At 58.5% G+C, this 24,079-nt stretch carries 20 protein-coding genes and 1 pseudogene; 20 read left to right on the top strand and 1 reads right to left on the bottom strand.

Annotated elements, in window-relative coordinates; all coding sequences use genetic code 11:
• Positions 1-141: 141 nt before the first annotated feature.
• The 16 genes and pseudogenes from pxpB to HMPREF1986_RS12190 all read left to right on the top strand — a co-directional run bounded on the left by pxpB (position 142) and on the right by HMPREF1986_RS12190 (position 16,032).
• A complete protein-coding gene (pxpB, locus tag HMPREF1986_RS12255) occupies positions 142-867 on the top strand; it encodes a 5-oxoprolinase subunit PxpB (protein WP_021775181.1) in 726 nt (241 codons plus the stop codon).
• 1 nt (position 868) lies between these two features.
• A complete protein-coding gene (locus tag HMPREF1986_RS12250; protein ID WP_021775180.1) occupies positions 869-1,888 on the top strand; it encodes a biotin-dependent carboxyltransferase family protein in 1,020 nt (339 codons plus the stop codon).
• 82 nt (positions 1,889-1,970) lie between these two features.
• Positions 1,971-2,414: an acetyl-CoA carboxylase biotin carboxyl carrier protein gene (gene accB, locus HMPREF1986_RS12245; RefSeq protein ID WP_036600679.1), complete on the top strand. Its 444-nt coding sequence runs from the start codon at positions 1,971-1,973 to the stop codon at positions 2,412-2,414.
• Between the two features lie 12 nt (positions 2,415-2,426).
• Positions 2,427-3,800, top strand: coding sequence for an acetyl-CoA carboxylase biotin carboxylase subunit (gene accC, locus HMPREF1986_RS12240; RefSeq protein WP_021775179.1), 1,374 nt, complete (start codon positions 2,427-2,429; stop codon positions 3,798-3,800).
• Positions 3,778-4,542: a LamB/YcsF family protein gene (locus HMPREF1986_RS12235; protein ID WP_021775178.1), complete on the top strand. Its 765-nt coding sequence runs from the start codon at positions 3,778-3,780 to the stop codon at positions 4,540-4,542. The genes accC and HMPREF1986_RS12235 overlap by 23 nt, the downstream gene beginning before the upstream one ends.
• A 173-nt stretch (positions 4,543-4,715) precedes the next feature.
• Positions 4,716-6,002 carry a hypothetical protein gene (locus HMPREF1986_RS12230; protein WP_021775176.1) on the top strand — a complete coding sequence of 429 codons (1,287 nt, stop codon included), beginning with the start codon at positions 4,716-4,718 and terminating at the stop codon, positions 6,000-6,002.
• Positions 5,999-6,469: a transcriptional regulator NrdR gene (nrdR, locus tag HMPREF1986_RS12225; RefSeq protein ID WP_009216030.1), complete on the top strand. Its 471-nt coding sequence runs from the start codon at positions 5,999-6,001 to the stop codon at positions 6,467-6,469. The genes HMPREF1986_RS12230 and nrdR overlap by 4 nt, the downstream gene beginning before the upstream one ends.
• Positions 6,466-7,080, top strand: a complete 615-nt coding sequence (locus HMPREF1986_RS12220) for a YqeG family HAD IIIA-type phosphatase (RefSeq protein WP_021775175.1) — start codon at positions 6,466-6,468, stop codon at positions 7,078-7,080. Before nrdR ends, HMPREF1986_RS12220 begins: the two co-directional genes overlap by 4 nt.
• Before the next feature lie 22 nt (positions 7,081-7,102).
• The gene (locus tag HMPREF1986_RS12710) at positions 7,103-7,891 is read left to right on the top strand and encodes a type I 3-dehydroquinate dehydratase (protein WP_021775174.1); all 789 of its coding nucleotides are present in this window, start codon (positions 7,103-7,105) and stop codon (positions 7,889-7,891) included.
• 36 nt (positions 7,892-7,927) lie between these two features.
• Complete coding sequence (locus tag HMPREF1986_RS12705; protein ID WP_242837392.1) at positions 7,928-8,440, top strand: shikimate kinase; 513 nt, start codon at positions 7,928-7,930, stop codon at positions 8,438-8,440.
• A gap of 219 nt (positions 8,441-8,659) precedes the next feature.
• Positions 8,660-10,027 carry a 2-hydroxycarboxylate transporter family protein gene (locus tag HMPREF1986_RS12210; protein WP_081688491.1) on the top strand — a complete coding sequence of 456 codons (1,368 nt, stop codon included), beginning with the start codon at positions 8,660-8,662 and terminating at the stop codon, positions 10,025-10,027.
• Between the two features lie 237 nt (positions 10,028-10,264).
• Positions 10,265-11,383, top strand: a pseudogene (locus HMPREF1986_RS13815) (ABC transporter substrate-binding protein); the annotation flags it as partial.
• Positions 11,375-12,370 carry an ABC transporter permease gene (locus HMPREF1986_RS13810; RefSeq protein WP_256377467.1) on the top strand — a complete coding sequence of 332 codons (996 nt, stop codon included), beginning with the start codon at positions 11,375-11,377 and terminating at the stop codon, positions 12,368-12,370. The pseudogene HMPREF1986_RS13815 and the gene HMPREF1986_RS13810, both read left to right, overlap by 9 nt.
• Positions 12,363-13,160 carry an ABC transporter ATP-binding protein gene (locus tag HMPREF1986_RS12200; RefSeq protein ID WP_021775169.1) on the top strand — a complete coding sequence of 266 codons (798 nt, stop codon included), beginning with the start codon at positions 12,363-12,365 and terminating at the stop codon, positions 13,158-13,160. The genes HMPREF1986_RS13810 and HMPREF1986_RS12200 overlap by 8 nt, the downstream gene beginning before the upstream one ends.
• Before the next feature lie 373 nt (positions 13,161-13,533).
• Positions 13,534-15,156 carry a C40 family peptidase gene (locus HMPREF1986_RS12195; protein WP_021775166.1) on the top strand — a complete coding sequence of 541 codons (1,623 nt, stop codon included), beginning with the start codon at positions 13,534-13,536 and terminating at the stop codon, positions 15,154-15,156.
• Positions 15,157-15,291: 135 nt separating this feature from the next.
• Positions 15,292-16,032, top strand: coding sequence for a S1 RNA-binding domain-containing protein (locus HMPREF1986_RS12190; RefSeq protein WP_242651674.1), 741 nt, complete (start codon positions 15,292-15,294; stop codon positions 16,030-16,032).
• 4 nt (positions 16,033-16,036) lie between these two features.
• Here the strand turns inward: HMPREF1986_RS12190 and HMPREF1986_RS12185 are convergent, their stop codons facing one another.
• Positions 16,037-17,200: an ATP-binding protein gene (locus HMPREF1986_RS12185; RefSeq protein WP_021775165.1), complete on the bottom strand. Its 1,164-nt coding sequence runs from the start codon at positions 17,198-17,200 to the stop codon at positions 16,037-16,039.
• Positions 17,201-17,546: 346 nt separating this feature from the next.
• Here HMPREF1986_RS12185 and HMPREF1986_RS12180 point away from each other — a divergent pair, with 346 nt between their 5' ends.
• The 4 genes from HMPREF1986_RS12180 to HMPREF1986_RS12165 all read left to right on the top strand — a co-directional run bounded on the left by HMPREF1986_RS12180 (position 17,547) and on the right by HMPREF1986_RS12165 (position 24,027).
• On the top strand, positions 17,547-18,485 hold the full coding sequence (locus HMPREF1986_RS12180) for a radical SAM protein (RefSeq protein WP_021775163.1): 939 nt from the start codon (positions 17,547-17,549) through the stop codon (positions 18,483-18,485).
• Positions 18,486-18,691: 206 nt separating this feature from the next.
• Entirely contained in the window at positions 18,692-21,304 is a 2,613-nt protein-coding gene (locus tag HMPREF1986_RS12175) for a glycoside hydrolase family 3 C-terminal domain-containing protein (protein WP_021775161.1), read from the top strand.
• A complete protein-coding gene (gene glpK / locus HMPREF1986_RS12170; RefSeq protein WP_009216015.1) occupies positions 21,301-22,821 on the top strand; it encodes a glycerol kinase GlpK in 1,521 nt (506 codons plus the stop codon). The genes HMPREF1986_RS12175 and glpK overlap by 4 nt, the downstream gene beginning before the upstream one ends.
• 84 nt (positions 22,822-22,905) lie before the next feature.
• Entirely contained in the window at positions 22,906-24,027 is a 1,122-nt protein-coding gene (locus HMPREF1986_RS12165) for an exonuclease SbcCD subunit D (protein WP_021775160.1), read from the top strand.
• The last annotated feature ends 52 nt before the right edge of the window (positions 24,028-24,079 follow it).

Here is a 24,079-nt window from a genome sequence, read left to right as displayed (position 1 = left end):
TGAAGCCACCCGGGCGAAGCCGAGTCTCTGAGCTTTGAAGAAGCGCAGAAGTCTGCCATGAGGTAAGGTGGTGTTTCCCCGGGAGAGCGGGAGTCCTCCCGGGGCCGGGATCAAAGAACAGAAGGGTGATAGAGAACTGAGATGAACAATATCAGGGTGATGGCGGAAGGGGATTCCTCTCTTTTGGTCGAATTCGAGCAGAAAATCAGTCCGGAGGTAAACCGGCGGATTGCGGCGGTGGTGAAGCTGATCCGGCAGCAGCAGATCGAGGGGATCGTGGATATGATCCCGACCTACTGTTCTCTTCTCATAAGCTATAATCCGCTTGTGATATCCTACCGGGAGATCCATGAGCGGATCAGCTCTATCGCGAGGATGGATACGAAGGTGGAGTCCGTCCGGAAGAGAATCTTCGAGATTCCGGTGCTCTACGGGGGAGAGGGGGGGCCGGATCTCCCGGCGATCGCCTCTCACGCAGGGCTCTCAGAGGAAGAGGTGATCGCGATCCACTCGGGGCGGGATTATCTCATTTATATGCTGGGCTTCCTGCCGGGCTTCACCTATCTGGGCGGGCTCGACGAGAGGATACACACGCCGCGGCTTCCGAATCCCAGGGTCCGGATCCCGGCGGGCTCAGTGGGGATCGGCGGCTCCCAGACGGGGATCTACCCCGTGGATTCTCCGGGCGGCTGGCAGCTCATGGGGATCACGCCGGTCAAAACCTATGATCCCGGGAGGGAGAAGCCGATTTTGGTCGAAGCGGGGGACTATATCCGCTTCCGGCCGGTTTCCGCCCCGGAGTACGAGGAGATCCGGGGGGCAGTGTCCGAGGGAAGCTATCAGCTCACAGTGCGAGAAGGAGATTAGGATGGGATTCAGAGTTCTGAAGGGCGGTATGCTCACGACGGTTCAGGATCTCGGAAGGAGCGGTTATCAGAGTCAGGGCTTCAATGTGGGCGGCGTTATGGATGTGCGCTCCTTCCGGATCGCAAATCTCCTCCTCGATAATCCGGAGAACGAGGCGGTGCTGGAGTGCACCCTGATCGGACCGGTGCTGGAGTTCACCGCGGCGCAGATCATAGCGATCACCGGAGGGGATTTCCGCCCGGAGCTAAACGATGAGCCGATCCCGATGTACACGGCGATCTATGTGAAAAAGGGCGATGTCCTGAAGGTGGGATCCGCGAGGACGGGGAGGAGCTGCTACCTCGCCTTCTCAAACTATATCAAGGTGCCGGTCGTGATGGGCTCCCGCTCCACGAATTTAAGATGCGGGATCGGCGGCTTCAAGGGCCGGAAGCTGGAGGACGGGGACTTTCTGGACAGCAGGATCAACCGAAGGATCTATCTGCCCTACTTCCTCTCCCGGACGCTGGACATCCGGGACTATGAGAAGAGCAGCGTGACGATCCGCGTCATCATGGGACCGCAGGAGAGCTACTTTTCCCGGAGGGGGATCGAGAACTTCCTCTCGGAGGAGTATACGGTCTCCAGCCAGTTTGACCGGATGGGGCTTCGCCTGGAGGGACCCTTCATCGAGACGAAGAAGGGCTCCGACATCATCTCGGACGGCATCGCTCTGGGGGCAGTCCAGGTGCCGAGCCACGGAAAGCCCATCATCCTCCTCTCGGACCGGCAGACGACGGGGGGCTATGCGAAGATCGCGACGGTCGCCTCGGTGGATCTTCCGCTCCTCGCCCAGAGGAGAATGGATGACAGGATCCGCTTCCGGAAGATTTCCGTGACGGAGGCACAGCGTCTGCTCCGGGAGGAGGAGCAGAAACTGCAGCTTATGCGGGACCGGATTCACAGGCCCTGCCGGGAGGTGCTGGAGTGCAGACTCGCGGCAAAGCGCCTGGAGAAGCTTTTCCGGGAGCTTCAGCCCTGATCAAAGATCAGGATGAAATCAAAGCAGGGAAGGTTCGGAGCAGAGTTTCCATGGATAAATATCCATGTCTGAGGGAGATAAGATGGATTTAGAGAAGATCGAGGGACTGGTGAAGATATTGGAGAGCTCCTCCTTGAATGAGATGACGATCCGGGACGGGGATTTCAAGATTTCGATGAGCAAGCTCTGCCCCTCCGCACTGATTTCGGCTTCCGGCATAGGGACGGCCCCGGCTGTCTCCTATGAGGAGAGGAGCGCGGAAGCAGGGGGGGAGGCTGAGGAGAAGGAGGTCAACATTATAAGCCCGATCGTCGGGACCTTCTACTCCGCCTCCGGGCCGCAGATTCCGCCCTATGTGAAGGTCGGGGACAGCGTGAAGGCGGGAGACACCGTCTGCATCCTCGAGGCGATGAAGATGATGAATGAGATCACGGCGGAGTTCGACTGCGAGATCGAGGCGGTGCTCGTCTCCAATGAGCAGAAGGTGGAGTACGGGCAGCCGCTCTTCCGCGTGAAGAAGCTTTGACGGGAGGGAAAGGTGCTGAAACGGGTACTGGTTGCTAACCGGGGAGAGATTGCGGTCCGCATCATACGCGCTCTCCGGGATATGGGGATTCCCTCTGTCGCGGTCTATGCGAAGGAGGACAGGACAGCGCTCCACGCGAGGCTCGCGGACAGCAGAGTCTGCATCGGGGAGGGACCGGCGAGGAATTCCTATCTGAATATGGATGCGATTCTCACCGCCGCGAAAAATATGGACTGTGATGCGATTCACCCGGGCTACGGCTTTCTCTCGGAGAACAGCGCCTTCGCCAGGAGCTGCGAAGAAAACGGGATCCTCTTCGTCGGTCCGAAGGCAGAGGTCATCGATGAGATGGGCAATAAATCCGCGGCGAGAAGCAGGATGGAGAAGGCGGGAGTCCCCGTCGTCCCCGGGACGAAGGAGCCGGTCTATGACGCGGAGAAGGCGCTTGAGCGGGCGCGAGAGATCGGCTTTCCGATCATGATCAAGGCGAGCTCCGGCGGCGGCGGAAAGGGCATGAGGGAGTGCCTGAGCGAGGAGGACTTCGAGGCGGAGTTCAACATGGCGCAGAGGGAGAGTGCGAATGCCTTCGGGGATGACTCCATGTATCTCGAAAAGCTGATCCTTCACCCAAGGCATGTCGAGGTGCAGATCATGGGGGATTCCTTCGGAAATGTGGTATCCTTAGGGGAGCGGGACTGCTCCGTACAGAGAAATCACCAGAAGCTGATCGAGGAATCTCCTTCCCCCGCGGTATCGGACGGGACGAGGCGGGAGATGATGGAGGCGGCGGTCCGGGCGGCGAAGGCAGTGCACTATACCGGGGCCGGCACGATAGAATTCATCATGGACCAAGGCGGAGCCTTTTATTTTATGGAGATGAACACGAGGATCCAGGTCGAGCACGGCGTGACGGAGCTTGTGAGCGGGACCGACCTCGTCATCGAGCAGCTCAGGATCGCGTCCGGGGAGCCCCTAAGCTTTCGGCAGGAGGATATCCTGCTCCGGGGGCACGCCATAGAGTGCCGCATCAATGCGGAGATTCCGGAGCAGAATTTCATGCCGAGCCCCGGGAAGGTCACCGCACTCCATTTCCCGGGGGGAAACGGGGTGAGGATCGACAGCGCGCTCTACGCGGGCTACAGCATCCCCCCGGAGTTTGATTCCATGATCGCGAAGATCCTGGTACACGCGGAGAACCGGGAGGCGGCGATCCGGAAAATGCGCTCTGCCCTGGATGAGACGCTGATCCTGGGCATAGAGACGAATCTTGATTTCCAGTACAAGATCATGCAGTCCGAGACCTTCTGCCGGGGCAAAGCGGACACCGGCTTCATCGAAGCGTTTACGCTGGGAGGGAAAAATCATGAGAGTGGATCTGAACAGTGATGTGGGGGAGAGCTTCGGACGCTATAAGATCGGAATGGATGAGCGTTTGATTCCTCTGATCAGCTCTGCCAATGCCGCCTGCGGCTTTCACGCGGCGGATCCCGTCGTCATGGAGAAGACCGTGCGCCTTGCGGCGGACGCCGGCGTGGAGATCGGGGCCCATCCGGGGCTTCCGGATCTCATGGGATTTGGGAGGAGGAATCTCTCGCTCTCCGCGGAGGAGGCGAGAGCCTACACCCTCTATCAGCTCGGAGCCCTTGCGGCCTTCCTCCATCCCTACGGCGTGAAGCTTCAGCATGTGAAGCCGCACGGCGCACTCTATAATATGGCGGCGAAGGACAGCGCGCTCGCGGAGTCGATCTGCGCTGCGATCCGGGACTTTGACTCCGGACTCATCGTCCTTGCGCTCTCCGGAGGAGAGCTCTACCGGGCGGCGAAGAAGCTCGGTCTCCGCACGGCGGCGGAGGTTTTCGCGGACCGGGCCTATGAAGCGGACGGGAGCCTGGTCAGCCGCCGGAAGGAGGGAGCCCTGATCCAGGATGAGGAGCTCGCCGTCAGGAGAGTGGTCCGCATGGTAAAGGAGGGAAAGGTAAAGAGCATCGCGGGGAAGGATATCCCGATTCGTGCTGACTCGATCTGTGTCCATGGGGACGGGGAGAAGGCCCTGCTTTTTGTGGAGAGGATCCGCCGTGCCCTCTCGGAAGAGGGGATCGAGATCGCGCCCTTAAAGGAAATTGTCTGAGATTGCGCCGTCCTTTCGGGAGGAATATCACAGCTGTTTCTCGACCTTTCCCATTACGGCGGTGCCGTTCCTGGCTTCCTTTGCGGTGGACGTTCACTGTACAGGATCGGAAAGCCGTGCTATGATAGCGGCTGTAAAAGCCGGTTGATTAGAGAACGGAAGGAGTGCGGCAGATGCTGAGAAACAGGGAGATTATTCGCTTTGGCCTTCGGCAGTTTCGGGAGAATCTGGGGATTACCCTGGGCTTTCAGCTGCTTCATGTCTTTTCGCTCTTCCTCGCCGGTCTCTTTTTTGCGGGAATCGGCCTTTTCATCTGCCGCCCGCTTTTCCTGTTCTCTGAGACCCAGAACTCGGGGACCGTGCGCGTCGCGATTTTCTCTTTCATCGCGATTTTCATCGCTTTCTTTGCTTTATTGCTCCTCTTTTTCACGATATCCTGTGCTCTTGGCTCCTTTCGCTTTTATCTGAAGCTGGCCTTTGGGAGGGAATTGAATCTTTTCGAGCTCTTCTACGGCTTTTCGCACAGAGAGCATTTCCTTCGTTTTGCGGGGGTCAATCTTCTGGTTGTTCTTCTGTCCTGCCCCTTCCTGATCCCGTTTTTGATTCAGAAGCTGAAGGGAATTTCGACCAATCTTTGGATCCTTGAGCTCTTTGGACTGATCTTTTTCACCGTGATAACTCTCTTCCTCGCGATGGCCGCTCTTGCTTCGGCGAATGACGAGCGGCTGACGGCGATTTCCTCCCTCAGGCTCTCCATCCGGATGATGAGCCGGCGAAAGCTCAAATATTTTGCGCTTCTTCTGCCCTTCGCTGTGGTCATGTACCTCCTCTCGCTTATTTTCCATGGTTTTTTTAATATCTTTTTCGTCCCCCTCGTCAATACCATCGTGTCGGTCTTTTTCCTCTCCGCCTATAGTGAGGATTTCCCCGCCGGAACAGAGCCCGCCGGGACAGAGCCCGGGGGAGAGAGTCTGAGAGAAGAGAAGGAGTTTTTTGAAAACGGGGAGCAGAGGCAGGAAGCGGAAGAGAGCGGGGAACGGAGGGAGGAGATCTTTGAGGAGAGCCCGGGGGCGAAGGAGCTTCCGGGAGATCAGGAGCATAGGGGAGAGAGCGGAGAAGCGGAAGAGAGTCCGGAGATGAGGAAGCGAAGCTTTGAGGAGCTTCGGCTTCGCTATACCGCGGAGGGGATAGAAAGTACCCGCGCGGAGGAAGAGAGCTCTGAAGAAAAGAGAGAGGATGCGCCTCTTCCCGCTCTTCCCGCCTCCGCCTGTCCGCCCGCTTCCCCGAGTCCTTCCGCTTCTTCCGAGGAGGAGGGGAAGGATGCTCCCCATTCAGAAGAAGGGGAGGATGCTCCTCTTTCAGGGGAAGGAGAGGCTCTCATTCCTTCCGGGGAAGGGGAGAGCGCGCCCCTTTCCGGGGGATCGGAGGAGGGCGGAAGAGCGCCGGAGGAAGAGGAATGAAGTGCCCCTATTGCAGTGCGGAGGGAACGAGAGTGATCGATTCCCGCCCCGCGGATGAAAATACCGCCATCCGGAGAAGGAGGCAGTGCGAGAGCTGCGGCAGGCGCTTTACGACCTACGAGAAGCTTGAGACCATGCCGCTCATGGTGATCAAAAAGGATCAAAGCCGCGTGCCCTATGAGAGGAGCAAGATCGAGGCCGGAATTCTCCGCTCCTGTCACAAAAGGCCCATCTCCACCGCACAGATCGGGCGGATGGTCGATGCGATCGAGAACGAGATATTCTCCGCGGCGGAGAAGGAGATCTGCACCGAGCGGATCGGAGAGCTCGTCATGGAGAAGCTGAAGGAGACCGACCAGGTCGCCTATGTCCGCTTCGCCTCGGTCTACCGGGAGTTTAAGGATATCAATACCTTTGTGGATGAAATCGGAAAGCTATTAAAGAGCAGGGAGGGAGAGAGCGTATGAAGCGGGAGAGCCAGAGGAGAGAGGCTGCCCCCGCAGGGAAGAGGAGGAGGAGAAGGAGAGGACCGCGGCTTCTCCACCGCCTCTTTCCGGACTGCGTAGTGGATTCCGTCTACGAGATCGACTACGACAGGCTCTACCGCTCCGGCGTCCGGGCGGTGCTCTACGATATCGACAATACCCTCGTCTTACACGATGAGCCGGCGACAGAAGAGGCGAAGAGGCTTTTCCGAAGGATTCACGGGGCGGGACTTCGGATCGCCCTCCTCTCGAACAACCAGGAGAAAAGGGTCGGGAGCTTCGCGAGGGAATGCGGGGCCGACCTCTACTTCTGCGATGCGCATAAGCCCTCGCCGAAGGCCTATAGGAGGGCAGAAACGGAGCTCGGGCTCCCGGGAAGGGACCTTTTCTTTTTCGGGGATCAGCTCTTCACCGACATCTGGGGGGCGAAGAACGCGGGGATTCCCAATGCGCTGGTGAGACCCCGGGGAAGGGAAAAGTATTTCCACATCCGGCTGAAGCGTCTTTTGGAACGCCCGCTTCTCTTTTTGTACCGGCATTTTGGAGAGTACCGGGAGGGAATCCGGATAGAGGAGGACGGGGCGCAGAAATAGGCTTTGGATTTTGGGAGGGGAGATGGGAAGGACAAAGATCTGCATTCCGCTGAAGGGCGGGAGAGAAGAAGAGCTTTTGCGGGAGGCGGAGGCTCTCTCCGCGCATCCTCTCTCCCCTCTTATCTCTATTGTGGAATTTCGGGACGATCTCTCTGCGGGGATTTCCGATGAGGCTCTCCCGGCCTTTCTTCACTCGCTCTCCGAAAGGCTCCCCGGGAAGAGTCTCCTCTTCACACTTCGAAGCGCGGCGCAGGGGGGCGCCTTTCCGGGAGACTTCGAGGCTTACCTTCTCCGAAATGAGGCGGCGCTGAAAGCAGAGGGGCTTAGTCTCATCGATCTTGAGCTCCCGCGGGATGCTCGGAAGGAGGAGAAAGGGAGGGAGAGATGCGAAGAAGAGGCGGAGAGCTCCCGGAGAGAGAGGATCCGCCTCTTCCTTGATAGAGCGAAGGCGCGCGGACTTCGGGCGATTGCCTCTTATCATGATTTTGAGAAAACAGAGGGAAGGGAGAAGCTCCTTCAGATCTACCGGGATCTAAGAGCGCTCGGCGGGGACATCCTGAAGCTTTCTCTTATGCCGAGAAAGCCGGAGGATGTACTTTCTCTTCTCTCCGCCTGCCGGGCTTTCCGGGAGGAGGACAGGGAGAGGCACGAGTATATCGCGGTCTCTATGGGGCAGCTTGGGCGTTTTTCCCGCATTGCGGGACAGCTCTCCGGCTCGGATTACAGCTTCGCCTCCCTCTTCGCCCCATCGGCCCCGGGGCAGTGGAGACTGGAGGAGATGGAGAGCATGCTCTCTCTTTTGGAGCGCTGAGTCCGCCGGATCTTTATGGAAGGAAAGGAGCGGAGGATGAATCTTTTTCTCATCGGCTTCATGGGATGCGGGAAGTCCTCCCAGGCACCGCTTCTTTCCGAGCGCCTGGGTCTTCCTGTGATGGAGATGGATCGGGAGATCGAGGAGAGGGCGGGGATGACGATCCGTGAAATCTTTGAGCGCTTCGGGGAGGAGGATTTCAGGATGCGGGAGAGCGGGCTACTCCGGGAGCTCGGAGACAAAAGCTATGTCGTCTCCTGCGGGGGCGGGCTTCCGCTCCTTTTGGGGAATCGGAGAATGATGCGGGAGAGCGGGAGGGTGATCTACCTCACGGCCGCCCCGGAGACGATCCTGAAAAGGCTCGAGAGAGGGAGAGAAGAGCGCCCGCTCCTCCGGGGAGGGGCCGGGCTTTCCGAGATCCGAAGCCTCATGGAAAGCCGGGAGAAGCATTACCGGGCGGCGGCGGATTTTCTGGTGGCGACAGACGGGAGAAGCCCGGAGGAGATCCGGGAGGAGATTTTGAGCCTTCTTCCGTTTTCCGGATCATGAGGCGGCTCCTATCTTCTCCTCGGCCGGGCTCTTAAGGCAGAAAGCCATTTTTTCAGGTTCTGATCTGACAGATTCGACAGAATATTTCCGAGCTGCGGTCAAATTGCACCCTGGTTTTGCAGGATCCTTCTTTTGCTTGTCGTATCTGCACATTGTCAAAGAAATCCGTGCATGATACTCTGAACTTAACTTTCCATTATGCTATCAAAGGGGGATAAGATGGAAGAGTACAAAAAGGCTTTACTTGCGCCGTGCAAGCCCATGGGACTTCCCTGGTGGCTTGCGCTTATCATCGTGGTACTCACATATATCAGTGTGAACCGCGGCACCTTGTCCACGGATCTTGCGGGCTGCTTCCTTCTGATGCTCAGCATCGGGATCGTCTGCGATCAGATCGGAAACCGGCTTCCGATCTGGAATACCTATGTCGGAGGCGGCATCGTTATGACCTATATCGTCTCCGCCGTTTTGTTCAGCTATAACTGCATTCCGGATAAGTATGTCACGGCGATCAGCACTCTGATGGATGATTCCGTGAAGATGCTGGTGAACGGGACGGAGGCGAAGGCGGTCGGATCGGACTTTCTCTCCTTCTTCATTATCTTCTTGATCACCGGCTCCATCATCTCCTTGGACCGGAAGCTCATGATCAAATCCTTTATCGGCTACATTCCCTCCATCTTCGGAGGCTTGATCGGAGCAGCGGTCTTCGGGGTTCTCGGGGGGCTGCTCTTTGGCGTCACGCCGGCCATGATCCTCATTAAGTATGTGCTTCCCGTCATGGGGGGCGGAAACGGAGCGGGTGCTGTGCCGCTCTCCCAGATCTACGAGTCCGTGACCGGGGATAATGCGGCGAATTATTACAGCTTTGCGATCGCGATCCTGACGATCGCCAATGTCTTTGCGATCATCTCCGGCGCGCTCTTAAAGAAGCTCGGCGAGGCAAAGCCTGATCTGACCGGAGGAGATGGGGCGAAGGCCCGGCTGATGCGGGAGGGGCACTTCGACGCGGATGATTCCAAGCTCGCAAAGCCCAGCCTCGGGGACTACGGCGGAGCGATCCTCCTGGCCTGCGCCTTCTATGCCCTCGGAAGACTCTTCGCGAAGGCCATTCTCCCGGAGATCGGAGGCGCTCCGATCCACCAGTTCGCCTATGTGATTCTCTTTGTCGCGATCGCCGCTCTGACCGGCATCATACCGGACAATATCCGAAATGCCGCGAAGACGCTTCAGAGCTTCTTCACGAAGAATCTCATCAATATCATCATGGTCGGAGTTGCGGTGGATACGAATATCCATGATCTTCTCGCCGCTTGTACCTTTTCCAATGTGGTGATCGCAGCGCTCATCGTGCTCGGCTGTATCATCGGCTCCGCGATCATCGGTTATCTGGTTGGATTTTTCCCGATCGATACCGCAGTCACTGCCGGACTTTGCATGGCAAACCGGGGCGGCTCCGGAGATCTCGCTGTGCTCGGCGCGGCGGATCGGATGTCTCTGATCCCCTATGCGCAGCTCTCCAGCCGTCTGGGAGGAGGAATCGTCCTGGTCATCGGATCCTTTATCTTCGGACTGCTTCTGAAGTGAGGAATTTCCCGGCTCCCCTTCGGAGTTTCGGGGCGGGGCGTTTGTTTCGGAACCTTCTTCACTTCCTTCTCACTGATACGGTTTCTCAGGGAGGCATGGCCGCTTTGTCGGCTGTGCCTCCTTTTTTGCGGAGTCTTGCTATTTTCCGACGGGAGCGCTATAATCTGGGATGTACTTTAGCACTTTAAAGCTTTTAAGCATACAAGCGGGCAGAGAGGAAGGCAGGAGGAGAGGATTATGGATTTACGGAGACGGGCGGCGCTGCCGCTTTTATCCCTGGTATTGACAGCGCTTTTGCTCGGGCTTTCGCCGTTTTGCGGTTTTTCGGCGGGACAGGAGGTTCTTTCTTCGAAGGGCCAGGAGACGCTCTCTTCGGAGGAGCAGCGGGAAGAGAAGAGCTCCGCGGGAGAAGAGGAGAGCGGAGCTTTCTCTTCGGGAGAGCGGGGAGAGGAGGAGAGGCCGCAGACCGGAGAGAGCGGGACATCGGAAAACGGCGGAGAGAGGGAGTACCGGGTCGGGATTTTGCAGCTCATTCAGCACCCCGCTCTGGACCGCGCCAATGAGGGCTTTGTGCAGGCGCTCTCGGATTCCGGCCTCCGCTTTCACATCGATCAGCAGAATGCCTCCGGGGATCAGTCGGCCTGTCAGACGATCTCCGATAAGTTCGTGGGGGATCGGGATGATCTGATCTATGCGATTGCGACACCGGCGGCGCAGGCCGCCGCGGCCGCGACGACGGAGATCCCGATCGTCCTTTCCGCGGTGACGGATCCCGCGGCCTCCGGACTGGTACAGAGCAATGAGCATCCGGGAGGAAATGTCACGGGGACCTCGGATCTCACGCCCGTGGAGAAGCAGATGGAGCTTTTGAAGAAGCTCTTTCCGGAGACAAGGACGGTGGGGATTCTCTCCAGCAGCTCGGAGGCGAATTCCGCGATCCAGGTGGAGCTTGCGGAGAAGAGCTGCGCGGAGCTCGGTCTCGAGACGAAGAGCTTTTCCGTCTCCTCCTCCAATGAGATTCAGACGGTGACAGAGTCCATGATCGGAAAGATCGATGTGCTCTATGTTCCGACGGACAATATGATTTCGGCCGGAATCGCGACGGTAGCCGCTGTCACGACGGACCATGGGATTCCGATCATCGTCGGGGAGGAGGGAGAGCTTGTGGGAGGAGGGCTCGCGACCTACGGCGTGGACTACTACGAGCTCGGCTATCTCGCGGGACGGCAGGCGATCTCCATCCTAAAGGATGGGAAGAAGCCGGGAGATATCCCGATCGAGCAGCTCCCGGAGGAGAAGCTCAAGCTCAAGATCAATCAGGAGCAGGCGAAGCTTCTCGGGCTCTCGATCGATGATGAGCTCCATGTCACGAAGCTTTCGGAGCAAAGGAGCGGGAACGGCTTTCTCGCCTCTCTCCTCGGCGCGGCCGCCCAGGGTCTGATCTGGTCTCTCATGGTGCTCGGCGTCTACATTACCTTCCGGATTCTGAATATCGCGGATATGACGACGGACGGCTCCTTCACGCTCGGCGGCTGTGTCTGCGCCATGCTGATGCTTTCGGGAGTGGATCCGACGATCGCCCTGCTCTTGGGCGCGCTTTCCGGGGGCCTCGCCGGGGCAGTGACCGGTATTTTGCACACCTTCTTCGGAATCCCCGCGATCCTCGCGGGGATCCTGACGCAGATATCACTTTGGTCGATCAATCTTCGCATTATGGCAAACAAGTCGAATCAGTCCGTGAACCGGATCGCGTCGGACATCACCTTTTTTGCGGGGCGCTTCGGCCTGACACAGTCGGAGGCGACGCTCGTCGTGGGATTGCTCGCCGCCATCCTCGCTGTCCTCCTTCTCTACTGGTTCTTCGGGACGGAGATCGGCTCCTCTCTCCGGGCGACCGGGAACAATGAAGACATGATCCGGGCCCTCGGGGTGAACACAAACAGCGTGAAGCTTCTCGGGCTCGTCATCGCAAATCTCTTCGTCGGGCTCTCCGGGGCCCTGGTAGCGCAGTCCACGAAGTATGCGGATGTCAATATGGGGACCGGCGCGATCGTCATCGGACTTGCGGCGATCGTCATCGGTGAGGTGCTCTTTCGGAAGGCTCGTAATTTCGGGCTGAAGCTGGGCTGCTCCGTTCTGGGCTGCATCATTTACTTTATGATCCGCGCTTTCGTGCTGCGGCTTGGAATGCGGGCCAACGATATGAAGCTGCTCTCGGCCCTCATCGTCGGGCTTGCGCTCTGTGTGCCGGTCGCTCTGTCGAAGTGGCGGGAGAAAAAGTCCTATCGGGAGTACAGCGCGGAGGATGAGGAGGAAGCGGAAGGAGTCGGGGAAAATGCTTAGGATAACGAAGATCCGGAAGACCTTTCACAGAGGGACGGTCAATGAGAAAAGGGCGCTCTGCGGCGTGAGCCTTTGTCTTAAGGAAGGCGATTTCGTGACGGTGATCGGGGGAAACGGCGCGGGGAAATCCACTCTCTTAAATATGATCGCGGGCGTTTACCAGCCGGATTCCGGCGTGATCGAGATCGACGGGACGAATATCACGAGGATGCCGGAGCACCGGAGGGCGAAATATATCGGAAGAGTATTTCAGGACCCGATGAAGGGGACCGCGGGGGATATGCAGATCGAGGAGAATCTCGCCCTCGCCTATCGGCGGGGGGAGAGGAGAGGACTCCGCTGGGCCGTGCAGGAGAAGGAGAGAGAGCTCTACCGGAAGGCGCTGGGCAGGCTCGAGCTCGGACTCCAGGGCAGGATGGGGACGAAGGTGAAGCTTCTCTCCGGGGGACAGAGGCAGGCGCTCACCCTCCTCATGGCGACACTGAAGCGGCCGAGACTGCTGCTCCTCGACGAGCACACGGCGGCTCTGGACCCAAAGACCGCTTCGAAGGTCCTGGAGCTTACGAGAGAGATCGTCGAGGAGGACAAGCTCACGGCGCTGATGGTCACGCATAATATGCGGGACGCCATCGCGATCGGGAACCGCCTCATCATGATGCACGGCGGCTCCATCCTCTACGATGTCTCCGGGGAGGAAAAGAAAAGGCTCACGGTGGAGGAGCTCCTCCATAAATTCGAAGAGGCCTCCGGCGGAAGCTTCGCGAACGACCGTATGATCCTCTCAAAATGAGAAAGAGCGGTCCTTACATTTGATCCTGATGTTTTCCTGTTCGACGCAGCACGCTGTCACTCCGACGGCCCTGTTTTGCGGCGGGGAGACTCGGAGCGTACCTGATAAAATATGCGGACAGGCAGAGCTCATCGAGTTTGTCTCATTAAGGGGGCCATATAGTATGCCGCAGCCTGCCGCTTCCTTTTCCTAAGGAAGAAAAGGAAGCGGCAGAAAGAAAGGGAAGGGGCGAAAGGAAGGAGGACTGGAAAAAGTCCGCAGAATTATGTTATGATTCCGGTGTCGAAGCTCTCTCCTCCGCGGCAGGCTCTGATAATGATTCAAAGCGCCCGGCGGCAGAGAAGAACAGAGAAGATTCGGAGCAGAACTTTCTATGAAGATACCAAGGATCAGGTTTCGTTTCGGGGGGACCGGCAGGCCGCTGCTTCCCGCCTCCCTTTTCCTCGCCCTTCTTTTCCTCATACTCCTCTTCCTCGTCCGGGGAGGGGCGCTTTCCGGGAGAGGCGCGGGGAAGGAGGCCGGATCACTCTCCTCCCAGGAGGGGCCTGCGACCGCCTCGGAGATCAAGAGACTTTCCGGGCAGCTTCTCGCGGAGGAGATGAAGCAGGCGCTCTCCAATTACCAAAATCTTGGCATCATACAGTGCGCGTCTTACATTAACTTCCGCTCGAAGCCGAACCAGACGGATATCACAAATATCATGGGCATGCTGAAGGACGGGGCGGCTGTGGATATCGAGGAGATCGATCCCGAGGGCGCGCAGGGCTGGGCCCATGTGAGATCCGGAGGGATGGACGGCTATATCTCGACCTCCTTCCTCCTGGGCGGAGAAGAGGCGAAGGAGAAGGCGAAGACGCTGTTCGCCCCCAGGGCGAAGGTTCTCGCGGATAAGCTCAGGATCCGTTCCACACCGGAGATCAGCGACGGAAATACGGTGGGCTCCGCCGCGGCGGGGGAGACCTACCAGCTGATCGGGAGAGCGGGCCGGGACTGGGTTGAGATCACCGTGGATAATATCGACGGCATCTCCTCCGCCTACATGTCCGCGGACCCGGAGAATGTCTCTTTGGACTACGGTCTCGACGAGGCGAGGTCTCTCAACTTAAAGCAAAAGGTCTTAAATCTCTATGACCGTCTCGGGGTCTCAAAGGCGGGGGATTATATCAATATCCGTTCGAGTCCGGAGGAGGACGGCATACGAAACATCGTCGGCAAATTCCCGGGCTTTGCGGGGGGCAATATTCTGGGGGAGGAGAACGGCTGGTACAAGATCCAGTCGGGAGCCGTGACGGGCTATGTGAAGGCGGAGCTCGTTGCGACCGGGGCGGAGGCGGAGAGACTCGCCGTTGACAATGCGCAGGTCATGGCGATCGTCAATACGAATTCCCTCAATGTCCGCTCCGAGCCGAGCACGGAGTCCAGGGCCTGGACGCAGATCACAAAGGATCAGAGGTATCTGGTCGTCAATCAGCTCGACGGATGGGTGCAGCTCGACCTGGACAGCGGGGATGACGACGATGGGGAGCAGGGGGCCTATGTCTCCACGAGGGACAACAATGTCTCCGTCACCTACGGGCTCCAGGAGGCTGTAGAATATCATCCGGCGCTGGAGGCGGCGAATGCGGCGATGGAGAGGCGGAACCAGATCGTAAACTTCGCCTGCCAGTTTGTCGGGAACCGCTATGTCTGGGGAGGGACATCCCTCACCCATGGCGCGGACTGCTCGGGCTTTACGCAGTCCGTCATGAAGAATTTTGATATCTACCTTCCGAGAGTTTCGAGGGAGCAGGCCAGGACCGGTGTCAAGGTGGACAGCGGCAGCATGCGGCCGGGCGATCTTATCTTCTACGCAAACCGCTCCGGGAGGGTGAACCATGTCGGGATCTATATCGGAAACGGGCAGGTCGTAAACGCGGCGTCCAGAAGATCGGGTATCCGGATCTATCGCTGGAATTACCGGACGCCGGTGGCGATCCGAAATGTCATCGGAGACTGAGGCGCCGGAGAGCGGGAAATGAAAGGTGACTTTTCCTATGCTCTGTGCTAGGATATCCGAAGTGAGAATTTTTTGTCAGCCGGCTCAGGCTGGAAAGGTGAGGTAGAAGTGATGGAAGAAGAGCGGGAGAAAGAGATGATGACATCGGACGGGAAGGAAATTCCCTCCATGGAGGATTATAAGGAGGAGCTGGAGGAGTCCCTCCGCAGCCACAGGCAGCAAAAGAGAGCGGACATGGCCCAGTGGGAGAAGATCCTGGATGATTATGAGAATAAGATTCCGGTAGAGGTGGAGATCCAGGAAGCGGTGAAGAGCGGTGTGACCACGACTCTCGAGGGGATTCGCGCCTTCATCCCCGCCTCTAAGCTCTCCCTCTCCTTTGTGGAGGAGAAGGATCTCCCGAACTGGGTCGGAAAGCGGCTTACGGTGAGAGTCGTCACTGCGGAACCCGAGGGGAACCGGCTTGTTCTCTCCGCAAAGGAGCTTCTCCGGGAGGAGGCCGAGAAACTGCGGGCGGAAAAGGCCGCGAAGCTGGAGGTCGGATCCGTGCTGGAGGGGAAGGTTGAGAGCCTGAAGGATTACGGCGCCTTTGTCGATATCGGGGACGGCGTGACCGGGCTTTTGCATGTCTCCCAGATCTCCCAGAGGAGGATCAAGACGCCGGCGGATGTCCTGAAGGAGGGGCAGAGCGTCACGGTCAAGATCACGGCGATGAAGGACGGCCGCATCAGTCTCTCCATGAAGGAGCTGGAGAGCGAGAGAGCGGACAGGGAGGAGAGGAGAGAGCGGGAGAACTTCCGCGAGAACTACCGTGAGAGCGGTGCCGTCACAACGACGCTGGGAGAGCTCATGAAGAAAAGCGGTTTCCGCACCTGATCGTTCAGAAGCTCCGCTTTTTGCCGTACCATTCCAGGAAGCTGTGCTTTACGCCGTTTTCCCGGACGGCGAGAACCGTATTTAAGGATACGTTCTCCATGGATTTAAAAAGATTTTTTTCGATAAAGGGGTTCGTCCTTTTGAGACTTGCGATGAGCCTCTTTGTCTCAAGCCGCTTGGAGCTGCTCGTGCCGTCGGTCTGACAACTGCTGCAGCTCTCGGTGAACTTGCAGGCGCACTGGATAAAGTTCAGATGGTTTTCGTCCCGCCAGCGGAGGATATCCTCCTCCCGGATCAGGTAGAGGGGGCGGATGAGCTCCATGCCCTCGAAGTTTGTGGAGCGGAGCTTCGGCATCATGGCCTGAAACTGGCCGCTGTAGAGCATGCCCATCAGTACGGTCTCGATCACATCGTCATAATGGTGGCCGAGCGCAATCTTGTTGCAGCCCAATTCCCGGGCCCTCCTGTAAAGCCAGCCGCGCCGCATCCTGGCGCAGACATAGCAGGGGGATTTTTCGATGTGAAAAACCGCGTCGAAGATCTCCGTCTGGAAGAAGCAAAGCGGGATGCCGAGGAGGGCGGCGTTTTCCTCGATGATGCGGCGGTTCGCCTCATTGTAGCCGGGGTCCATGCATAAAAAGACAAGCTCAAAGGGGAACTTATTATGCCTCTTTACCTCCTGAAAGAGCTTTGCCATGAGCATGGAATCCTTCCCGCCCGAGATGCAGACACAGATCCGGTCTCCCTCCTCCACAAGCTCATAATCATTCAAGGCCTTTGCGAAGGGGGTGTACAGCCTTCTTCGAAAGCGCTTTCGGATGCTTTCCTCTACCTCTCTCCGGCGCTCCTCGGGGCAGAGCTCCCTCTGTATCTTCCGGAGCAGCCAATCCCCATAGCCCCCCCTCAGGCTCCAGGCATCATAGCCCTGCTCAAAGAGCAGCTCAGCGGCCTGCCGGGAGAGGGAGCCGTATTTGCAGTAGAGAAGAAGACGCCGGTCTTTCGGGAGTCCATGCTCCCCATCGGCAATCCTCTTGATGTCCATCCGGACGGCATCGGGAAGCTTTCCCTGTCGGAAATCCTCCTCGTCCCGGATGTCGATGCTTCTGTATGAGGAGCGCGGCCAGCTCTCAAGCTCCTCCGCGCTGACTTCTCTTGTAAGCTCCTCCATCGATACCTTCCCTCCCCGACTGCGGTTCTCTGCTTTCTTCTATCTTTCAAATCCTCCGGACAGCATAACAGTTTTTTTTCGGAAAGAAAAGACACCAATCTTGCCAGGCAGGAAACAGCTTGTTATCATAGCGTAGAAGTCTGCCATCAGGCAGACTCGGAGCGACCTTGAGTCTTCTCGGAGAGAAGTGCCTCCCGCAGGGAGATCGGCTGAAGCCACCCGGGCGAAGCCGAGTTGCCGGGGCGGCAGACGGCCTGTGCGCGGACAGACAAAATGGCCGGGGCGTCAGACTCGGAGCGTTTAAGTACCGGGGCGAAAGTATCGGCGCGAGTCTTTGGGGAATAGAATGGAAGAGAAGAGGGAAGAAGGAGAGAAGTGTTTTTCTGAGGATCCTTCCGGGATTCTGTCCTCCTGCCGTCTCTGTCCGAGGCAGTGTGCTGTGAACCGCCTCCTCGGGCAGAGGGGCTTTTGCGGAGCCTCCTCGAAGCTTTTTGTGGCGAGGGCCGCTCTCCATTTCTGGGAGGAGCCGTGCATCTCCGGTAAGGAGGGGAGCGGGGCCGTATTTTTCACAGGCTGTGCCCTTCGCTGCGTCTTTTGCCAGAATTCTGCGATTTCCCGGAGGGAGGGTGGGAGAGCGTTTCGCCCGTCGGAGCTTTCGGAGCTTTTTCTCCGGCTGCAGAAGGAGGGGGCAAACAATATCAATCTCGTGAGTCCGGATCACGAGATCCCTCTGCTGGTCCCCGCGATGTGGGAGGCGAGGGAGAGAGGGCTCCGGATTCCCTATGTGATCAACTGCTCGGGCTATGAGTGCAGACCTCAGCTTCGGCTCCTGAAGGGACTCGCAGACATATATCTCATGGATTTTAAATATATGGATCCTGAGAAGGCTCAGCGCTATTCTGCTGCCTTCGATTATCCAGAGAGAGCGAAGGAGAGCCTCAGGGAGATGACGGAGCAGTGCGGGGAGGCGGTCTTTGATTCCCGGGGGATGATGAGGAGGGGCGTGATCGTCCGCCATCTTCTGATGCCCGGTATGGTGCGGGACGGGAAGGCAATCGTTCGCTATGTCCACGAGCATTATGGGGAGAAGGTATATCTCAGCCTCATGCAGCAGTACACCCCCGTTCCGGGCCTCTCGGCTTATCCGGAGATCAATCGCTGTGTGACAAAGCGGGAGTACGGGCGGCTCTTGGACTATGCGCTCTCCCTCGGAATAGAGCACGCCTTTATCCAGGAGGAGGGCGCGGCGAAGGAGAGCTTTATCCCGGACTGGGACTGGCTCTAAGAGGGAGAAAAGCGGCACAGCGGGGCCGACATTATGTCTGGGACTGACTGGGAGAGGATCCGCCCTGCGGTATTTCTCCGGCGGGGAAACGAAAAGAGAGGGGGCGGTCTTTTTCGAAGGCGCTCACGCCCTGCGGAGGAGAAGTGGGAAGTGGAAGGAGAGAAGGCGGGCGGAGAGGGAGAAAAAAGACGGAAGGAGGGCTTTTGATGGGAGAAAGAGCAGAGCGGAAGCTTTTGGATTATGAGATCAGACACCGGGCTTTGGCGAGGCGAGCCGCGGCAGAAGGAATCGTGCTTTTGAAAAATGAAGGGATCCTTCCGCTTGCTGCGGGGCAGAGTATCGCTCTCTATGGCGCGGGCGCGGTGAGGACCGTAAAGGGAGGAAGCGGCTCGGGAGATGTCAATGCGCGGGAGTCTGTGAACATCTGGCAGGGGCTGAAAAGCGCCGGCTTTACAATCGAAAATGAGGACTGGCTCTCCGACTATGAGAAGCGCTTCCAGGAGGCGAGGCTTTCCTGGCGAGATAGGATTCTCTCGGAGTTTGAGGAAGGGAATGGGAATGATGCGGAATTTTTTGAGATTTATGCCAAAAATCCATTCCGCAGCCCAAGCGGCGGAAAAATCGTAAAGACAGAGGCGGACTGCGCGATCTATGTCCTGAGCCGGACCGCCGGAGAGGGAAAAGACCGGAGGAAAGAGCCGGGAGACTATTTTCTGAGTAAAGAGGAGGAGCGGGAGCTTTCGGAGCTTTCAGAGTTCTACCGGGATCTGATCCTCCTTCTGAATACCGGGGGTCCCGTGGATCTCTCCTTTACGGAGCGGCTTCCGAATATCCGCGCGATTCTCTTCCTTTCTCAGCCCGGGATGGAAGGGGGGAATGCCGTCTCGGATATCTTATCCGGCGCGGTCTCTCCCTCCGGGAGGCTCACAGACAGCTGGGCGCTTCGCTATGAGGACTATCCGAACGCGGAGTCCTTTTCCTATCTGAGCGGCGATCTCTCTCGGGAGGAATACAGGGAAGGGATTTATGTCGGCTACCGCTATTTTGACAGCTTCTCTGTTCCGCTTCGCTATGGCTTTGGAGAGGGACTTTCCTATACGGATTTTAGCATCCGCCTCGAGTCGCTTCGCTTTTTGGAGGGGGAGGCGGAGTCCGCGCTCTCCTATGGCTCCACGCTTCTCTCCGGACTTGGCCTGCAATCCGGGGATCGGGAAGAGCAGGCGGAGGGCGTGGAGAGAGAGCCGGCCCTGGAGCTTTCGATCCGGGTCGAGAATACCGGCTCCCGCTATGCGGGGAGGGAGTGCGTCCAGATCTATGCTTCCCTTCCTGCCGGAGAGCTGGAGAAGGAGCACAGGAGGCTGATCGGCTTTCGAAAGACCGCCCTGCTTTCCCCGGGGGAGAGTGAGGAATTTTTGCTTCGGATTCCGATCTATCTTCTCGCTTCCTACGATGAGAAGCGATCTGCCTATCTCCTGGAGAGAGGCCGCTATGGGATCTGGATCGGCGGAAGCCTCAGGACGTCGAAGGCGGTCTGGAAGCTTCGGCTCGAAAGAGAGGCTGTGCTTTTGAAGCTTCGCCCGGAGCTTTCGATCCGGGAGGAGCTCTCCGAGATCAGACGGAGCCGGGAAATGCAGGAGAAGCTCTGCGCGGCCTGGGAGGAGCTTTCGCTTCCGGAGACGGAGCTTCCGGCGGAGAAGCTCTGTCTTCGCGAGCTCCCCTATCGGGAAGAGGGGCCTTTGCCCGGAAGGAGGGCCGCGGAAATCGCGGCGGGACTTTCGGAGGAGGAGCTCCTTCATCTTGTGACGGGGAGGATCAGAGAGCAGGAGGGGAAGGAGGCTTTCCCGCAGTCCGTGCCCGGCGCCGCCGGGGAGACGATCGCTTTGGATACTGCGTTTGGGAAAGTGGAGTCGATGATGCTCGCGGACGGCCCGGCAGGGCTTCGCCTGGAGGCAGAGCCGAGGGAGAAGGACGGAAGGCTTCTCTCCGGCGGACTTATTTCCGCGCTGGAGTGCGGCTTCTTTCGGAAAGCGGAGGAGAGGGATCCCGCGGAGCGCATCGTTTATCAGTACTGCACGGCCTTTCCGGTGGGGACTCTCCTTGCGCAGAGCTTTGACCCCCGGCTCCTCCGGGAGATCGGAGAGGCGGTTTCCGAGGAGATGGAGCTTTTCCATATCACGATTTGGCTTGCGCCCGGCATGAACATTCACAGGAATCCGCTCTGCGGGAGAAATTTCGAATATTATTCCGAGGATCCGCTTCTCTCCGGCGTCATGGCGGCCTCCCTTTCCCTCGGGGTGCAGGAGAGGAAGGGGCATTTTGTGACGATCAAGCATCTTGCGGGGAACAATCAGGAGGACAACCGCATGGGCTCCGACGATATCGTCTCCGAGAGGGCTCTCCGGGAGATCTATCTCCGCGGCTTTGAGCTCGCCGTGAAAAATGCGGCTCCGGGGGCGATCATGAGCTCCTATAATCTCATCAATGGAGTGCACAGCGCGAATAACCGCGCGCTCTGCACGGAGATCGCGAGAAAGGAATGGGGTTTCCGGGGGTTCATCATGAGCGACTGGGGAACGACGAATATGAGTACAGATGCTGCGCTCTGCACGGCGAGCGGCTGCATCAGGGCGGGGAATGATCTCATCATGCCGGGAGCTCCGGAGGATCTTGAGAATATGAGGGAGGCCCTCCGGAAGGGAGAGCTCAGTCTTGAGCTCCTTCGACTCTCCGCATCGAGAATCCTGGAAGCCGCGGGGAAGACGGAGACAGGAGCGGAAGCTGTCCGGGCGGAGGGAAGGAAAGGCGGGGAGCGGCGATGAAGTATATCATGGCTTTGGATTCCGGTACGAGCAGTGTGCGCTGCATCCTCTTTGACCGGGAGGGGAAAACTGCCGCGCTTTCGCAGCGGGAGATCACGCAGCATTATCCGAAGCCCGGCTGGGTGGAGCACGACGCGGAGGAGATCTGGCAGGCACAGCTCTCCGCGGCGAGGCAGGCCATGAAGAAGCTCGGAATCAGCTGGCGGGAGCTCGCCGCGATCGGGATCACGAATCAGCGGGAGACCACGATACTCTGGGACCGGAAAACGGGACAGGCGATCGGCCCCGCCATCGTCTGGCAGTGCAGGAGGACTGCGGACATGACGGAGCGCCTCCGGGCGGAGCATCCGGAGAGCGCGGAGCTTTTTCGAAAAAAGACCGGGCTTCTTCTGGACCCCTACTTCTCGGGCACAAAGATCCGCTGGATTTTAGACCACACGGAGGGGGCCAGAGAGAGGGCGGAGAGAGGGGAGCTTTGCTTTGGCACGGTGGATTCCTGGCTGATCTATAAGCTCACAAAGGGCAGGGTTCACGTGACGGACTATTCCAACGCCTCCCGGACTCTTCTTTTCAACATCAATACTCTCTCCTGGGACCGGGAGCTCTGTGATTTCCTGGAAATTCCCATGGCGCTTCTCCCGGAGGCGAGACCCTCGAGCTTCCTCTACGGGAAGAGCGAGCCGGAGTTTTTCGGGGGAGAGGTCCCGATCGCCGGCGCGGCGGGAGATCAGCAGGCGGCGCTTTTCGGGCAGACCTGCTTTTTGGAGGGAGAGGCGAAGAATACCTACGGCACCGGCTGCTTCATGCTCATGAATACCGGGGAGAGGCCGATTGATTCGAAAAACGGTCTCCTGACGACGATCGCCTGGGGGATAGACGGGAAGGTGAACTATGCCCTGGAGGGATCCGTCTATGTCGCGGGGGCCGCGATCCAGTGGCTCCGGGACGAGCTCCGCATCCTGGATCAGTCGCCGGATTCCGAGTACTTTGCGACCAGAGTCAGCGATACCAACGGCTGCTACGTGGTGCCGGCCTTCACCGGGCTCGGAGCACCCTTTTGGGATCCCTATGCGAGAGGCGCGATCACCGGCCTTACGAGGGGGGTAAATAAGTACCATATCATCCGGGCGACCCTGGAATCCCTCGCCTTTCAGAGTAATGACGTCCTCCGCGCGATGGAGATGGACTCCGGCATCCATCTCTCCTCCCTCCGCGTGGACGGCGGGGCCTGCCGGAATGACTTCCTCATGCAGTTTCAGGCCGATATCTGCGGCTCCCCGGTGCGGCGCCCGCTCTGCGTCGAGACGACGGCGCTGGGGGCGGCTTATCTTGCAGGGCTTGCGGTCTCCTTCTGGGAATCCCGGGAGGAGGTGAAGAGGAGCTGGGGCATAGACCGGGAATTTCATCCGAAGATGACGGAGGAGGAGAGAGGAAGGCAGATCCGAGGCTGGAACAAGGCGGTCTCGTCCTGCTTTGGCTGGGCAAAGGACGAGGAAGATGGACAGAAGGGCGGATAAAAAGCCGGACAGAAAGTCGGACAGAAAAGCGAATAGAAGGGCGGATAAAGGAAGAATGCTTAGAGGAAGGAAGCCTGGAATAAGATGAGATTTTTTCACCTCTCCGATCTGCACATCGGACTCAAGCTTTTTAACCGGGATCTCCGGGAGGATCAGGAATATATCTTTTCGGAGATCGCGGATTACGCGAAGAGGGAGAAGCCGGACGCGATCCTCATCGCGGGGGACATCTACGATAAAGCGGTCCCTTCCGCAGAGGCCGTGGAGCTCTTTGACCGCTTTCTCGACATGCTCCTTCAGGCCGCCCCGGGGACGGAGCTTATGCTGATCAGCGGAAATCACGACAGTGCGCCGAGGCTCAATGTCTTTCGGAGCATCCTTCGGAGGGAGCATGTCCACATGATCGGTCAGCCTCCGAGGAGGGAGGATGAGTTTATGGAGAGGGTCCGCCTGGAGGATTCCTTCGGGGCGGTCAACTTCTATCTCCTCCCCTTCGTCCGGCCCTCCATGCTGACGAAGCTCTTCAAAAGCGAGGAGGCACTCAGCTACGACGACTGCCTCCACCGTCTTTTTTCCCGGGAGAAGATCCGGGAGGAGGAGAGAAATGTCCTTCTCAGCCACCAGTTTTACCTTCCGTCCTCGAAGAAGGCGGGGGAGATCGAGAGGATGGACTCCGAGATCCGGACGATCGGGAATATCGATGCGGTAAAGGCCGATCTCCTGGAGCGCTTCGACTATGCGGCACTCGGACATATCCATAAGCCCATGCGGGTGGGGTCGGAGTTTTTCCGCTACTCCGGCTCCCCCCTCGCTTTTTCCGTGAGCGAGGCGGGGCAGGAAAAGGCTGTCATCCTGGTGGAGATGGAGAAAAAGGGAGAGATCCGCACAGAGCGGCTGCCGCTTCACCCGCTCCGGGAGCTCCGTGTTCTCCAAGGGAACGCGGCGGAGCTTCTGGAGTCCCCTACGACGGACTATGTCACGCTTCTCCTCACGGCGGAGAGCGAGGAGTCTCCGGACATCCGGGACAGACTGCGCGCTGCCTTTCCGAACCTTTTGGAGATTCGCCGTCTTCTCCCGGAGGAGAAGACGAGGCAGTCTCTCCCGCTCGAGGAGGAGAGCGATCCTTTTTCGCTCTGCTGCGCCTTCCTCGGGGATCCGGATGAGGAGGAGAAGAGGATTCTCGCGGATGCCCTGAATTCGATCTGAGAGCTTCGGAGCGCAGCCGTGAATTGGCGTGCAGTTATGATTTAGCGCGCGG

The organism is Oribacterium sp. oral taxon 078 str. F0263 (assembly GCF_000469565.1).
Lineage (GTDB): Bacteria > Bacillota > Clostridia > Lachnospirales > Lachnospiraceae > Oribacterium.
This window is presented reverse-complemented; position numbering and strand designations above follow the sequence as displayed.